This is a genomic window from Corynebacterium afermentans subsp. lipophilum (genome assembly GCF_030408375.1).
GTDB classification, from domain to species: Bacteria; Actinomycetota; Actinomycetes; order Mycobacteriales; family Mycobacteriaceae; genus Corynebacterium; species Corynebacterium lipophilum.
The window spans coordinates 199571-213092 of record NZ_CP046530.1 but is presented as its reverse complement, the minus strand read 5'-3'; the positions used below and the strand labels follow the sequence as shown (position 1 = coordinate 213092).

Genomic DNA, 13522 nt, shown 5'->3' with positions numbered 1-13522 from the left:
GACTTCGATTATCGCCGCCGACGCCTAATTGCGCGGCGCACCGTCGATCAGCTTGGCCACGCCGGTGACATGAACAACCACCGCCGCCGTGACGTGCCCGTCGGCACCGAGCTCCTCCTAGACTTCGAGGACGAATGCGTCGGCAAGTCCCCACCGCTCCCCTACTCCCGGACGAACACGGCAACGTATGGACCACCGCGCGATGGCGACGCATCTGGGCACAGATGTGCAAAGACGCCGGCCTGGAAGGCGTTGACACCTACACCCTCAAGCACACTGGCGTCTCCATGGCCATCGCCTCCGGCGCTGACGTATACGCGGTGCAACGCATGTGCGGCCACGCCGACGCCTCCACCACCCTCAACATCTACGGCCATCTCTGGGACGAAGGACTCGACGCCGTCCCCAACGCAATGGACGCCTACCTCGCCGCCGAGCGCGAACGTGACGCCGCCCGCGCTCAACGCCGCGCAGAGCGCACCGCCAGGCGCGAAGGTCTGCGCGCGGTGCCGGATGCTGGGTAGACCGAGAATCAAGGAGAATGAACACCATGGAACCCACACAAGAGACGATGCAGCAGGTTAGTGAAGCGATCGCCCCGATGCTCAACGATCCGCGATACGCCGAGCTGATCACCCGCGACCTTGCCAGCCGCGGACTGCTCCGCCAGGCGGACGCTGTCGAGCACAGCAATTGGCGCGGCTGGGCGCGGCAGAGCGAAGTGACGGTGGAGCCCCCTCGGGCGCACGGCCATTGTGAAGCTCACCTTGGGCGCTGGGGAAGAGCGGTATGGCTTGGGTCTTTCCTTAGAGCATGCCGAGCGGCTCGGCCAGATGCTCCTGGACGGCGCCGCCGAGGGCCGCCGAATCGACCCGACCACCCTGTAGCTACTACCCTCGCGGATGCAACGCCAACCCAAGAAGGGTATAGCTGGGTTCCCGAATGGGAGTAGGGCTTCGGCCCGAGAATTCCTTTGCTCCAAGGGTTGGCGTTCTTTTTGTGCCAATGGCCTGCGGCCAGTGCTATGGCCACGCTTCTGGCACGCAAAAAGCCCCAGCCGCAGCTGGGGCTTCACCGATCAACTAGACGAGTTCGCCTTCGGCCGATTCGACCTGCACCCGCGAGCGACGGGTGAGCGAGCTATTCGTAAAAGTCAGTCCCATCAGTTGACGCAAGTACACCTGCAGCGCTCTCATATCCGCTTTTTTCACATGAACGAGTTTCGCGATGTATTCAGCTGAGGGGATTGCACGCAAGTTCAGGATTTCGACACCCACTGCACACCCGTATTCATCGACGTCCACTACTACGGCTTCTTCCAGTTCCCTGGAGGTCGCTATCTTCTCGTTATTCAGCTGGATGTACGCGACTCCCGACTCAGTGCCGTATGAAACCTCCAAACTCATGCCTAAAACCCCTCTTCCACGCTAAACACCGTAACTATTTTCCATGGGTACTCGTCATCGACGGCCACAACGCAAATGACATTACCCAACTTTTTGCGGTACTGGGTAGTACCCGGACTCTTACCTGGAAATCTCGTTTCGGGATCTCGCAGCACTTGGAGGATTTCGTTCTGGCTGATTCCGCGCTGCCTCATACGCCGACGCGCGTGCGCGGTTAGGACGAGTTCGCTAGTCATCTGCGGGGAGCGCCTCGAAAGCAAGCTTTCGCACCACTTCTCCATTGATACTGATCTCGCACCAGTAGAGACCCGGCTTCTCCAGGAATAGCGGCCCCCTAAGCACGAAAATAGACGCCACTTTCCCGGCGTAGTGCACTGCATCGTCCTCGTCTTCGAGAAAACGCTCTGTCGAGACCAGATCCGCGTCATCACCGTCTGCGTAGAAACGGATCGACACAAGAGGCGCGGGATCCTCTTCCAGACGACGAATGCGCCCAGCGACGGATAGCTCCATCATTCCCGGATAGCTATGCGAGACCACCTGGGTAAAGCTGCCTCCGATGACGCTAAGCGTCCCTTTTTCCGTTTTCGCGAATTCCGCCAGAAACGCGTAGTCAAGTTCCGCAGTCATGGACTCAGTTAACCACAGCGGCGCGTGTGCGCTCTGTGTGCGCTCTGTGTGCGCCAATAAAAGAAACAACCTGGGACAACTCGGGACAACGCGAAATGTTGGAGACGAAAAGAAAGCCCAGTTAAAACGGGTGTTTAACTGGGCTTTTGGTGGAGCCACCAGCGAGAATCGAACTCGCGACCTTCTCATTACGAGTGAGATGCTCTACCGACTGAGCTATAGTGGCCGGGCATGCAAGATGCACCACCGTGAAAGTGTAGTGCAGCCGAGGGCAACTAAGAAACCGGCAGCTCAGGACACCTTGCAGGCGAGCCGAATGCGGCCGAGCATCCCACCAAACGCCACCGCCGGCTGCACCTGCTGCGCCAGTCGCTCCCGGCACTGCGCGATGGCCTCCTGGCACTCCACCAGGCCTTCTGGGGTGGTGCGCTCCGCGATCTCTCGCGCCAAGCCCTCGTAGTCCGGGTGGATCAGGGCAAGGCCGGCGCCGGACTGGATGATCATGGCGTCGCGGTACACCCCCGCCAGGTCCACCAGGACCAGGTCGAACATGTCGCGTTTGCGGCGGGTGCCGCGTTTCTTCTGCTCCTCTTCGAGCGCTTTTATCGACGACGCAACGCCACCCAACGCCCTGCCCGCCCCCTTGCCTTTCGCGCCCATGCCGAGCGCGTTTTCCAGCTTCGCGCGCTCGGCTTCGTCCTCGGCCTTGTGGGCCTCCACCGCCTCGGTTTCCGCCGCTTTGACCAGACCGCCGACGGCCTGGAACGCCTGCGCGCCGTGGAACACCAGCTCCGCCAGGTTGATCGCCATGGAGCGGCGTTTTTGCACCTGGTCGGAGCGCACCAGTAGCCGCGCCCGCCCCACGTGCCGCATCGTCGCGGCGGCGGCAAGACGCGCGTCGTGCTCGCTCGCGCCCTCCTCCTCGACCAGGATGCGCACGACCTCGTCCTCCGTCGGCGCCGGCACGTACAGGTGGCGGCAGCGCGACCGCAGCGTCTGCGAAAAGTCCTGCGGGTCCGCCGACGGGGCGCACATGATGATCACGGTGTGCTCCGGCGGCTCCTCCACGGTCTTCAGCAACGCGTCGGCGGCGTCCGTGTTCAACCGGTCGGCGTTTTCGATGACGATGACGCGCCAGGCGGCGACCGTCGGCAGGCGGGCTGCTTGCGGCACGATCGTGCGCCGCACGTAATCAACCGGGATGTTCACCCGCTGCGGCACCACGTGCAACAGATCAGTGTGCGTGCCCGCCAACGCCAGCCGGCACGCCTCGCAGCGCCCGCACCCGATCTCGTCCGGGTCCGTGCACATCAGCGCCGCCGCGAACGCCAACGCAGCCTGCGAGCGGCCCGCCCCCGGAGGGCCGGTGAAAAGCCAGGCGTGGGTCATGGCGTAGCCGTCGCCAAGCCTTGCGGCCCTCGCCGCCGACATGATTGCCTCGCGCACCGCCGGCGTACCGGCAAGCCGCTCACTGACGCTACGGGTAGTCACGAATGATCACAGTACCCGCGCGCTAAGGTGATACACCATGGAACGATTCTGGCGCGAGCTGCGGTGGCTCTGGGGCACGTCATGGCCCCTGTATGCCGCGACCGTGCTGGGAACCAACGTCATCGCCGCCATCGGCTCGATGCTGTTCGTGCGCTACCTCATCCCCATGCCGGAAGTGCGTGAACTCGGCCTCGGCGGGCAACTCGGCGCCATCGGCGTGATCTACGCGGCCGTCGCCGTCGTGCTGGGCATTGTGGTCACGCTGTACCTGTTCCGGCCCGTGCTGGAATGGCAGCGCCACCCCGACGGGCACGACCCGAACATGGTGCGCCACCTGGTCATGCGGCTGCCGGTGCTGCAAACCATCATTGTGGTGGGCGTGTGGGGTATCGGCATCGCGATTGTCACCGTGGGGGCCTGGCGTGTCGACGCCCGCCTAGCCACCGTCGTCCTCGCCACCGCCTCGCTGACTGCCTTCGTCACCGCGGTGCTGACCTACCTGCAGGCCGAGCGCCTCGTGCGCCCCATCGCCGCCTCCGCACTGGCGCGCCGCTTCGAGGACTCCACGCTGCAGCCTCCGATCAAGTGGCAGCTGTACCTGACGTGGTTCACCACCTCTGCCGTGCCGATGGTGGGCGTTTTGCTGCTGACGGTGGCGCAGCGCCACGGCTACTTCACCGGCAACGTGGGCGAGCTCACCTCCGCTATTGTCGCGCTGATCACTGCCGGCATGGCCACCGGGTTTGTGGGCACCGCGCTGGTGATCATGAGCGTGGTCGACCCGATCAAGGAGCTGCAGGCGGCGATCAACCGTGTGCGCCGGGGCGAGCAGAACACGCAGGTGGACATCTACGACGGTTCCGAGATCGGCGTGCTGCAGGCAGGGTTCAACGAGATGATGAAGGGGCTGCGCGACCGCCAGCGCGTCCGCGACATCTTCGGCCAGTACGTCGGCGCGGAGGTGGCGCAGAAGGCGCTGGAGGAGATCCCGGAGCTCGGCGGCGAGGAGCGCAAGGTGGCGGTGCTGTTCATCGACGTCGTCGGGTCCACCACCTACGCCGTGGACCACACCCCGGAGGAGGTCGTCGCTGCGTTGAACGACTTCTTCGACGTCGTCGTCGAGGTGGTGCACCGCAACAAGGGCGTGATTAACAAGTTCCAGGGCGATGCGGCCTTGGCCGTGTTCGGGGCGCCCGTTTCGCTTCACGACGCCGCGTCGCACGCCCTCCAAACCGCCCGCGAACTCCAACGGGACCTGGCCGGCCAGGAGCTGCGCGCCGGCATCGGCGTGGCGTCCGGGCACGTGGTGGCGGGCCACATCGGCGGCTCGGACCGCTTCGAGTACACCGTGATCGGCGACGCCGTCAACGCCGCGGCGCGCCTGACCGATATGGCGAAGGACACCCCGGGCCTGGTGCTGACCAACGCCGCGACCCTGCGCGCGGCGAACGAGGTGGAGCAGCAGCGCTGGACGCTGATGAAGTCCGTGGAGCTGCGCGGCCGCGGCAAGATGACGCAGCTGGCGCGCCCAGTGCGCTCCACGTTGGCCGACCGCTCGTAGTTTTTGGGCATGCGTGTTGCCCCGCCTGATGGGGCGGGGTGTCCGGGGTGCGGTTCAGTCGAAGAGCAGCTCCATCGCCCCTGGGGTGGTCATGGGCACTTTGACTCCGTTGGGCGCGACCCAGTGGATCCGCGCGTTGGGGTTGTCGATGTAGCCGAACTGGCCGTTGCGGTTGTCGGCGTTGACCCCGTTATGGAACGGGCACAACTCGGCGAGGTTGTCCATGTTGGTCATCCCACCGAAGCGCCAGGCGTTGATGTGGTGCGTTTGTGTGGTCTCCGCCGAATGCCTGCAGTCGGGAAACGCGCACGACGGGCAGAGCAGTTTCGACATGGTCTTTTGTTTGGGGTTGGCGCAGCGCTTTGCGTGGTAGAGGTTGACGGGGCCTTCTTGGGGGTGGAACGCGGCAACTTCGAGTATGTCGCCGAATTCGTGCTCCATGTATTCCGCACCCGTCATGGTGGTGCCGTCGGTGCAGATCAGCGTGACCTCATCGCCGGTGCCGGATTGGATGCGGGCCCAGTCGGCGATCGGCACCAGGATGATCGGCCGGAAATTCGCCTTCGGTATGCCTTTGCCGTCGCGCAGGATGCTGATGAGGGTGTGGGCCATTTGGGCGGCGGCTGGGTCGTCTGCGTCGATGAGTTGGCGCAGCAGGTGCTCAAGGTCGGCGAGGTCGCGCTCGTTGTAGGTCAGGATCATGGTGCGCATGCCCGCTTTCGAGCGGGAAAACCTGCACGAGGGTGGGGCGGGTTTGACGGGTTGTTTGATTAACCGTTTGATGCGCTTGGTCAGTGCCCTATACGAGCCGCGGTGGCGCACCAGGTCCAACCGGATGCGCCAGCGTTCCGCGGCTCCTTCGACGGCGAGCAACTTTTTCTCGATATGCACGAGCTGCTCGACCGGCAAACCGTGAGCAGCCTCGAGTGCGTCGCGTTGTTTGCGAGTGAACTGGGTCGGCCCGTAATACGCGTGGTGCACCCGCGCCAAATCGCGGACCCGGCCGGTGGACAGGCCGGCGGCCATAGCGGTGTCGCGGTCGAAGTCGGCTAGGACACCCACACCTGCGGAGACAAAGTCGGTGAAGTTCATGGCCCGAAAGCTATGGCGGCGACACAACCCGAACAAGACCCAAATAAAAATCTGTGGATAAGCACCGCCGGTTGTTGACGCCGCAACACAGTTGTCCACAGGAACGCAAAACGCGGTGGCGCAACAGCACCACCGCAGTATACGTTGCCCAGTTTTAGCGCTTGCGGGCCTTCACTACGCGCTTCGTGGTCTGCTTCGGCTTCGTAGCCTTCTTGGCGGCCTTCTTGCTGGCCTTTTTGGTCGCCTTCTTCTTGGTGGCTTTCTTGCCGCCGCCTTCCGCCTCGCGGGCGCGGCGGGCGGAGAGCAGCTCGTTGGCGCGCTGGTCCGTCATGGTTTCCGGGGTGTCGCCGCGCTGCAGGGACGCGTTCGTCTCGCCGTCGGTGACGTACGGGCCGAAGCGGCCGTCCTTGACGGTCATGGGCTTGCCGGAGACGTCGTTGTCGCCGAGCATCTTCAGCGGCGGCTTCGCGGCGGCGCGCCCGCGGCGCTTCGGCTCGGCGTAGATGCGGCGGGCCTCATCCAAGGTGATGGAGAAGATCTGGTCTTCGCTGGCCAGCGAGCGCGAGTCGGAGCCCTTCTTCAGGTACGGGCCGTAGCGGCCGTTCTGGGCGGTGATCATCTCGCCGTCCGCCGGGTCCTCACCGACTTCACGCGGCAGTGACAGCAGCTGCATCGCCTCGTCGAAGGTGACGCTCGACGGCTCCATCGAGGAGAACAGGGACGCGGTGGCGGGCTTGAGCTGCTCGTCGACAAGCTGCGCCATGCGCTTTTCCTTCTGAGCAGCCGCGGTCTTGGTCTCCCAGTTCTTCGCGCGTTTGCCTTCCTCGGCGCGCTGCTTATCCTCTTCGGCGCGCTCTGCGGCGATGATTTCTTCGGCGCGGGCTTCGGCGGTGGCGCGCTCGTCGTCACGCACGAGCTCCGTGACGTACGGGCCGAAGCGGCCCTCCTTCGCCACCACGGTGCGGCCGTTGTCAGGGTTGACGCCGAGTTCGCGGCCGGACTGCGGGGTGGCGAAGAGTTTTTCTGCCATCTCCAGGGTGATTTCGTCCGGGGTGGCGGACTCGGGCAGGTTGGCGCGCTGGTACTCGGGCTCGCCGTCCTTCTCGCCGATCACGCGCTCGATGTAGGGCCCGTAGCGGCCGACGCGGACGACGACGGGGCGGCCTTCGGCATCGTCGAAAAGCGTCAGCGAGTTCGCGGCGCGCGCGTCGATGGCTTCGAGGTTGTTCTCGATCATGTGCTTCAGCCCGCCACGGCGCGCGAGTGCCTGCGCCATGGATTCGCGCGCGTCGGCGTCGCCGAAGTAGAAGCCGGACAGCCACTTGGTGCGGTCCTGGTTGCCGTGGGCGATTTCGTCGAGCTCGTCTTCCATGGACGAGGTGAAGTCGTAGTCCACCAGCGCATCGAAGTTGTTCTCCAGCAGGCCCACCACGGAGAACGCGACCCAGGACGGCACCAGCGCGTTGCCGCGGACGAAGACGTAGCCGCGGTCCTGGATGGTTTTGATGATCGACGCGTAGGTCGACGGGCGCCCGATGCCGAGCTCCTCCATCTTTTTCACCAGCGAGGCTTCGGTGTAGCGCGCCGGCGGGTTGGTGGAGTGGCCGTCGGCCGTGACCTTCTGCGTGGCCAACTCGTCGCCCTTGGCCAGTTGCGGCAGGCGGGTTTCGTTGGCTTGGCGGTCGGAGTAGGCGCGGAGCCAGCCGGGGAAGGTGACGGTGCGGCCGGTGGCGGCGAACTCGCACTTCTCCCCGGCGGCGTCGCCGGCGACGGTGACCTTCATTGAGGTGCCGCGGGCGTCTTGCATCTGGGAGGCGACGGTGCGCGCCCAGATGAGTTCGTAGAGTTTGAACTCCTCGGCGTCCAAGGACCCCGCCAGTTGCCCGGGGGTGGCGAAGCGTTCGCCGGCGGGGCGGATGGCTTCGTGGGCTTCCTGCGAGTTTTTCACTTTTCGGTCGTAGATGCGCGGCGCATCGGTGACGTAATCGGCACCGTACAGTTCGCGGGCGGCGGAGCGCGCGGCATCGAGGCCCTGCTTGGACAGGGAGGTCGAGTCTGTACGCATGTAGGTGATGTGGCCGTTTTCGTACAGCCGTTGCGCGATGCGCATGGTGCGCGCGGAGGTGAAGTGCAGTTTACGCCCGGCTTCTTGCTGCAGCGTGGAGGTCATGAACGGCGCGTACGGTTTGCGCGAGTAGGGCTTTTCCTCCACTGCGGTGACGTGCATGGGCGCGGTGCCCAGCGCGTCGGCAAGCGAGTGCGCCTTTTGCTTATCGACGACCACCGCCTCGCCCTTCAGCCGCCCGCGGTCATCGAAATCGCGGCCCTGGGCGATGCGCTTGCCGTCGAGCGCGACGAGCTTCGCGTCGAACGTCTCGTCCTTGTGCAGCTCCGCCACCAGATCCCAATATTCGGCAGAGATGAAGGCCATGCGTTCGCGCTCGCGCTCGACGATGACGCGGGTGGCCACGGACTGCACGCGCCCGGCGGACAGGCGCGGCATGACCTTCTTCCACAACACGGGCGAGACTTCGTAGCCGTAGAGGCGGTCGAGGATGCGGCGGGTCTCCTGGGCGTCGACGAGCGCCATGTCCAGCTCGCGGGTGTTTTCGGCGGCTTCGCGGATGGCGGATTCGGTGATCTCGTTGAACACCATGCGCTCCACCGGCACCTTGGGCTTGAGGGTTTCCAGCAAGTGCCAGGCAATGGCTTCGCCTTCGCGGTCGGGGTCTGTCGCGAGCAGGAGTTTGTCGGCCTGCTTGAGCTTGGATTTGAGGTCGGTGACCTTCTTTTTCTTGTCCGCGGAGACGACGTAGATGGGCGTGAAGCCGTCTTCGGGGTTGACGCCGAGTTTCGCCCACGCCTCCTTCTTGTACTTGGCGGGGATGTCGGCGGCGCGGCCGGGCAGGTCACGGATGTGGCCGACGGAGGCTTCCACAATAAAGTCGTCGCCCAGGTACTTCTGGATCTTCTTCGCCTTCGTCGCGGACTCCACGATCACCAGAGTCTTGCCGCCTTCAGCCACGTTGACTGACACCTCGCTTTGCACAGAGTTATTGCCTAACAGACAACTAGCACACGATTGTGCACCCGGGTAATAGGACTACACTGCTCGGGTGCCCCGGTGCCGTATTGGCCGGGGGCGGAAAGGATGCGTCTACGTGGTCGATTCCCTCATCGATTTCCTGCACACGCTCATGGCGATGCCGGTGTTTTACCCGCTGGTGACAGTACTTATTGTCGCTGATGCGCTGGCGCCCGTGGTGCCGTCGGAGACGGTGCTGAACTTGGCGGGCGCGTTTTCCGCCTCCCGCGGGGTGCCGAGCGTGTGGGGCGTGATCGTTGCGGCGATCATCGGCGGGATCATCGGCGACAACATCTGCTTCGCGCTCGGTGGCAAGCTCATCGGCCGGGTGGAGGCGCTGGACCCGGAGTCGAAGGCGGGCCAGGCGATCCGGTGGGTGCGCCGGAACATGAACCGCGGCGCGGGCGCGACGCTTATCGTCGCGCGTTTCATTCCTTGGGCGCGCTGGGTGGCCACGATTGTGCTGGGGTCGGTGCGCTACAACTGGTTCAAGTTCGTCTTCTTCGACACCATCGGCGTGATTCTGTGGGCGTTGTTGAGCGTCGGCGTCGGCTACCTGGGTGGGCGCATCTTGCAGGACTACCCGCTGTTGGCGATGCTTCTGGGCGTGGTGCTCGGCTCGACTGTCGGCTACTTGATTCAAAAGGGCCAGAACAAGCTGGCCGAGTGGCGTGATGTGCGCCAAGGCGTGAGTAACGTGTAAAAAACGGGGCTTCGAGCGAAGCCCCGTCGATAAGCAAGGAGTGCTTAGAGCGCGCGCACCTGCTGTGCCTGCGGCCCCTTGGCGCCCTCGCCGACCTCGAACTCGACCTGCTGGTTTTCTTCCAGGGTGCGGAAGCCGGAGCCCTGGATTTCGGAGTAGTGGACGAAGACGTCGGAGGAGCCGTCGTCCGGGGCGATGAAGCCGAAGCCCTTTTCGGCGTTGAACCACTTCACGGTACCGGTTGCCATGGTGAAACCTTTCAAAAATTTGCGTAGAGATGTCGTCCACCAGGGCCTAACGGGTCCTGGTGCCCGCGTGCACAATCCTCGCGAGCACCGCTTCGGGCGCACACAAAATCTGTGACCGCCACCTAGTGTGCCATGAAGTGCGGGCCTTAGCACTGGGAACTGGCATACTTCCCTGTGATTATGGTTTCCCCGTTCGGTACTGAGCTGCTCGGCGCGCTGAAGCGCCGCCACCCCGCGGCGACGATCACGCATGTCGAGCACGTTCCCGCACGTCACGCCCGTTACGGCGAGTGGCCGGGGTGGGTGGAGCCGCGTTTGAAGCAATTGCTTATCGACGAAGGCTTCGCCTCCCCCTACCTCCACCAAGCCCAGTGCGCAGAACATGCGTGGCGCTGCAGCGATGTGGTGGTGGCGACGGGGACGTCTTCCGGCAAGTCTTTGGGCTACCAACTGCCGGTGCTGACCACGTTGGCGCAGGATCCGACGGCGTGCGCGGTGTATCTGACGCCGACGAAGGCGCTGGGCTCGGACCAGCTGCAGGCCACGCTGCGGATGGTGCAGGCCGCGGGGCTGGAGGGCATCCACCCGGCGCCTTACGACGGGGACACGCCCGCGGAGTCGCGCGCGGGCATTAGGGAGCACACGCGCTATGTGTTCACCAACCCGGACATGCTGCACGCGTCTGTATTGGGCTCGCACGCGCGGTGGGCGCGGGTGCTGCGGCATTTGAAGTACGTTGTGGTGGACGAGTGCCACACCTACCGGGGAGTCTTCGGCGCGAATGTGGCGCTGGTGCTGCGACGGCTGTTGCGCATCGCGGCCGCCTACGGTGCGTCGCCGACGGTGATTTACGCCTCCGCCACCGCGGCGGACCCGGCGGGGCAGGCTCGCCGGTTGAGCGGCCGCGAGGCGGTGGCCATAACCGACGACGCCGCCCCGGCCGGCGAGCGCACCATCGTGTTGTGGGAGCCCGGCTTCATCGAAGGGGCGGAAGGCGAAGGTGGCGCGCCGGTGCGCTACCCCGCCACCACGGAGGCTGCTTCGGTGTCGGCGGAGCTGTTGCTGCAGGGTGCGCGGACGTTGACGTTCGTGCGGTCCCGGCGCGCCGCGGAGACGGTGGCGATGCGCACCCAGGAGCACCTGTCGGCGGCGGGCCGCGCTGATGTGGCCGAGCGGGTCGCGCCGTACCGGGCGGGGTATTTGGCGGAGGACCGCCGCGAGCTGGAGCGCCGCCTGGACAACGGTGAGCTGTTGGGCGTGGCGTCCACGAACGCGCTGGAGCTGGGCATCGACGTCGGCGGCTTGGACGCGGTGGTGATGGCGGGGTTTCCGGGCACGGTGGCGTCGTTTCGCCAGCAGGCGGGGCGCGCGGGCCGGCGCGGGCAGAGCTCGGTTGCGGTGCTGGTGGCGCGCGACGAGCCGATGGACACCTACCTGGTCCACCACCCCGACGCGCTTCTGGGCACGCCGGTGGAGAATTCGGTGTTCGACCCCACCAACCCGTTCATTTTGCGCGGGCACGTGTACTGCGCCGCGGTGGAGCGGCCGTTGAGTGAGGCCGACGTGGAGGCGTTCGGTGCGCGCGACGTGGTGGACGACCTGACAGCCGCAGGCTTGTTGCGCCGCCGGCCGGCCGGCTGGTTCGCGGTGCCGCAGCTGGACGGCGAGGTCACGCCGGAGTCGGCGCACGCCTCGGTGTCGCTGCGCGGCGGGGTTGGTGAGCAGGTGATGATCGTGGACGTCACCGACGGGCGGCTGCTCGGCACCGTGGACGCGGCGCGCGCGATGAGCCAGGTGCACGACGGGGCGGTGTACATCCACCAGGGCGAGTACTTCGTGGTCCAGGCGCTGGATCTGGACGACTACGTGGCACTCGTGGCGCCGGAGCGGCCGGACTACTCCACGCAGGCGCGCTCGACGACGGACATCACGATCCTGGGCGAGGCTCACCAGCTGGTCAACCCCTCGCCGGGGCTGTGGGTGGCCAGCGTTGACGTGGTGGTCATCGACCGCGTCACCGGTTACGTGGTGCGGCTTTCCGACGGCACCGTCAGCGAACACATCCCCCTCGACCTGCCCGAGCAGCGCCTGGTCACCCGCGCGGTGGCGTACACCATCGACCCGATGGTGCTGGACGAGCTGGGCATTACCGCCGGCGAGATCCCGGGCGCGCTGCACGCCGCCGAGCACGCCGCGATCGGGCTGCTGCCGCTTTTGGCAACGTGCGACCGCTGGGACATCGGCGGCGTGTCCACCGCGCTGCACCCGGACACGATGTTGCCCACGGTGTTCGTCTACGACGGCCACCCCGGCGGCGCGGGTTTCGCCGACGAGGGCTTCGCCCGCTTCCACGAGTGGATCGAGGCGACCTGGGAGACCGTGCGCTCATGCGGCTGCGAGGACGGCTGCCCGTCGTGCGTGCAGTCGCCGAAGTGCGGCAACGGCAACCAGCCGCTGGACAAGCGCGCCGCGCTGAAGCTGCTCGGCGCGCTTGTGACCATGACGGCGGGCGGGGCACCGCGCTAGGCGGTGCGTAGGTCACGGCCCGGCGCGGGCGGCGGCCTCCGCCCGGCGGCGGGTGGCTGCCACCACGACGTCGCCTGCGGTGACGTCGCAGGACACCACGCGCGCGCCGTTGAGCTCCGCGGTGCGATCGGCGCTGGCACAGGCGTCGGCGCCGTGATACATCGCGGTCGCCCCGGCCACCGCGGCGAGGTCGGCAGCGACGCGGGCCCGGTGCGTGTCAGACACATGCACCCCGAACGCCACCACCGCCAGCGCGAGCGAGACCACGGAGGTGATGATGCCGGTGGCGGTGACGGTGGCGGAGCCGTCGCTAGAAAGCAAACGCATCTAGAACTCCACGGGGAACACGGCGGTGGCGCGCATGGTGCCGATCGGCGCCGGAACCGAGGCCGCGGCGGTGGCCAAGCCCGCGTTTTCGGTGACGGCGACCTCGCCGCGGGGCGCGGCGTAGTCCACCCCCAGGGCGTGGGCGCGGGCGGCGGCGCCTGCGATGTCCACGGCCGTGATGTAGGCGGCAACGGTGGCGATCCCGCCCACGATCGCGGCGGTGACCACCACGAGGGCCGACAGCGACAGCGCGGTTTCGATGGTGCTCATTAGCCCGGCGTGTTGCTCAGCGCGTCGGTGATGACGCTTTCGATGGCGTTGGTGACGGCGTCGCCGTTGACCACGAGGTACAGCACGCCGGCCAGGGCCGCGGCCGCGAGGCTGCCAAAGGCATACTCGATGGTCGACATGCCCTGGTCAGAGCGCATTTTCTGAGCTCTCGAGGCAGCGTAC

The 13522-nt window shown here is 66.0% G+C and carries 14 protein-coding genes and 1 tRNA gene; 4 read left to right on the top strand and 11 right to left on the bottom strand.

The features are described from left to right. The first annotated feature begins 134 nt into the window (after window positions 1–134). A complete protein-coding gene (locus CAFEL_RS00910) occupies window positions 135–524 on the top strand; it encodes a tyrosine-type recombinase/integrase (protein WP_194560080.1) in 390 nt (129 codons plus the stop codon). A gap of 558 nt (window positions 525–1082) precedes the next feature. Here CAFEL_RS00910 and CAFEL_RS00905 read toward each other — a convergent pair. From CAFEL_RS00905 to CAFEL_RS00890, 5 genes are all read right to left on the bottom strand, one after another. Then, window positions 1083–1406 carry a DUF2283 domain-containing protein gene (locus tag CAFEL_RS00905; protein ID WP_194560079.1) on the bottom strand — a complete coding sequence of 108 codons (324 nt, stop codon included), beginning with the start codon at window positions 1404–1406 and terminating at the stop codon, window positions 1083–1085. A gap of 2 nt (window positions 1407–1408) precedes the next feature. Continuing rightward, window positions 1409–1642, bottom strand: a complete 234-nt coding sequence (locus CAFEL_RS11200) for a DUF4258 domain-containing protein (protein ID WP_194560078.1) — start codon at window positions 1640–1642, stop codon at window positions 1409–1411. After that, window positions 1635–2036 (bottom strand): DUF6941 family protein, encoded by a 402-nt coding sequence (locus tag CAFEL_RS00900; RefSeq protein ID WP_194560077.1) that lies wholly within the window; start codon window positions 2034–2036, stop codon window positions 1635–1637. The genes CAFEL_RS11200 and CAFEL_RS00900 overlap by 8 nt, the downstream gene beginning before the upstream one ends. A gap of 150 nt (window positions 2037–2186) precedes the next feature. Beyond that, a tRNA-Thr gene (locus tag CAFEL_RS00895) sits at window positions 2187–2262 on the bottom strand. 65 nt (window positions 2263–2327) lie between these two features. After that, window positions 2328–3527: a DNA polymerase III subunit delta' gene (locus CAFEL_RS00890; protein ID WP_194560076.1), complete on the bottom strand. Its 1200-nt coding sequence runs from the start codon at window positions 3525–3527 to the stop codon at window positions 2328–2330. Window positions 3528–3564: 37 nt separating this feature from the next. Here CAFEL_RS00890 and CAFEL_RS00885 point away from each other — a divergent pair, with 37 nt between their 5' ends. Then, window positions 3565–5088, top strand: coding sequence for an adenylate/guanylate cyclase domain-containing protein (locus CAFEL_RS00885; protein WP_194560075.1), 1524 nt, complete (start codon window positions 3565–3567; stop codon window positions 5086–5088). 54 nt (window positions 5089–5142) lie between these two features. On the opposite strand, the gene CAFEL_RS00880 is transcribed toward CAFEL_RS00885, so the two are convergent. Further along, a complete protein-coding gene (locus CAFEL_RS00880; protein WP_194560074.1) occupies window positions 5143–6180 on the bottom strand; it encodes an HNH endonuclease signature motif containing protein in 1038 nt (345 codons plus the stop codon). A gap of 154 nt (window positions 6181–6334) precedes the next feature. Continuing rightward, on the bottom strand, window positions 6335–9205 hold the full coding sequence (topA, locus tag CAFEL_RS00875) for a type I DNA topoisomerase (RefSeq protein WP_194560073.1): 2871 nt from the start codon (window positions 9203–9205) through the stop codon (window positions 6335–6337). A gap of 136 nt (window positions 9206–9341) precedes the next feature. Between topA and CAFEL_RS00870 the strand changes: the two genes are divergently transcribed. Then, the gene (locus CAFEL_RS00870; RefSeq protein WP_194560072.1) at window positions 9342–9968 is read left to right on the top strand and encodes a DedA family protein; all 627 of its coding nucleotides are present in this window, start codon (window positions 9342–9344) and stop codon (window positions 9966–9968) included. Window positions 9969–10012: 44 nt separating this feature from the next. Here the strand turns inward: CAFEL_RS00870 and CAFEL_RS00865 are convergent, their stop codons facing one another. Then, window positions 10013–10216, bottom strand: coding sequence for a cold-shock protein (locus CAFEL_RS00865; protein ID WP_034996968.1), 204 nt, complete (start codon window positions 10214–10216; stop codon window positions 10013–10015). A gap of 180 nt (window positions 10217–10396) precedes the next feature. Between CAFEL_RS00865 and CAFEL_RS00860 the strand changes: the two genes are divergently transcribed. Next, a complete protein-coding gene (locus tag CAFEL_RS00860) occupies window positions 10397–12742 on the top strand; it encodes a DEAD/DEAH box helicase (protein WP_194560071.1) in 2346 nt (781 codons plus the stop codon). Window positions 12743–12754: 12 nt separating this feature from the next. On the opposite strand, the gene CAFEL_RS00855 is transcribed toward CAFEL_RS00860, so the two are convergent. From CAFEL_RS00855 to CAFEL_RS00845, 3 genes are read right to left on the bottom strand one after another with little or no spacing between them, the layout of a single operon-like run. After that, a complete protein-coding gene (locus tag CAFEL_RS00855) occupies window positions 12755–13069 on the bottom strand; it encodes an Rv3654c family TadE-like protein (protein ID WP_194560070.1) in 315 nt (104 codons plus the stop codon). Continuing rightward, the gene (locus CAFEL_RS00850; RefSeq protein WP_194560069.1) at window positions 13070–13339 is read right to left on the bottom strand and encodes a hypothetical protein; all 270 of its coding nucleotides are present in this window, start codon (window positions 13337–13339) and stop codon (window positions 13070–13072) included. It abuts the gene before it with no gap. Beyond that, on the bottom strand, window positions 13339–13497 hold the full coding sequence (locus tag CAFEL_RS00845) for a DUF4244 domain-containing protein (RefSeq protein ID WP_228496346.1): 159 nt from the start codon (window positions 13495–13497) through the stop codon (window positions 13339–13341). Before CAFEL_RS00845 ends, CAFEL_RS00850 begins: the two co-directional genes overlap by 1 nt. Between the last annotated feature and the right edge of the window lie 25 nt (window positions 13498–13522).

Excerpts from the sequence above, each read along its gene's own strand:
- CAFEL_RS00910 (WP_194560080.1), top strand. The coding sequence starts at position 135 with ATGCGTCGGCAAGTCCCCACCGCTCCCCTACTCCCGGACGAACACGGC.
- CAFEL_RS00905 (WP_194560079.1), bottom strand. The coding sequence starts at position 1,406 with ATGAGTTTGGAGGTTTCATACGGCACTGAGTCGGGAGTCGCGTACATC.
- CAFEL_RS11200 (WP_194560078.1), bottom strand. The coding sequence starts at position 1,642 with ATGACTAGCGAACTCGTCCTAACCGCGCACGCGCGTCGGCGTATGAGG.
- CAFEL_RS00900 (WP_194560077.1), bottom strand. The coding sequence starts at position 2,036 with ATGACTGCGGAACTTGACTACGCGTTTCTGGCGGAATTCGCGAAAACG.
- CAFEL_RS00885 (WP_194560075.1), top strand. The coding sequence starts at position 3,565 with ATGGAACGATTCTGGCGCGAGCTGCGGTGGCTCTGGGGCACGTCATGG.
- CAFEL_RS00880 (WP_194560074.1), bottom strand. The coding sequence starts at position 6,180 with ATGAACTTCACCGACTTTGTCTCCGCAGGTGTGGGTGTCCTAGCCGAC.
- CAFEL_RS00865 (WP_034996968.1), bottom strand. The coding sequence starts at position 10,216 with ATGGCAACCGGTACCGTGAAGTGGTTCAACGCCGAAAAGGGCTTCGGC.
- CAFEL_RS00860 (WP_194560071.1), top strand. The coding sequence starts at position 10,397 with ATGGTTTCCCCGTTCGGTACTGAGCTGCTCGGCGCGCTGAAGCGCCGC.
- CAFEL_RS00855 (WP_194560070.1), bottom strand. The coding sequence starts at position 13,069 with ATGCGTTTGCTTTCTAGCGACGGCTCCGCCACCGTCACCGCCACCGGC.
- CAFEL_RS00850 (WP_194560069.1), bottom strand. The coding sequence starts at position 13,339 with ATGAGCACCATCGAAACCGCGCTGTCGCTGTCGGCCCTCGTGGTGGTC.
- CAFEL_RS00845 (WP_228496346.1), bottom strand. The coding sequence starts at position 13,497 with ATGCGCTCTGACCAGGGCATGTCGACCATCGAGTATGCCTTTGGCAGC.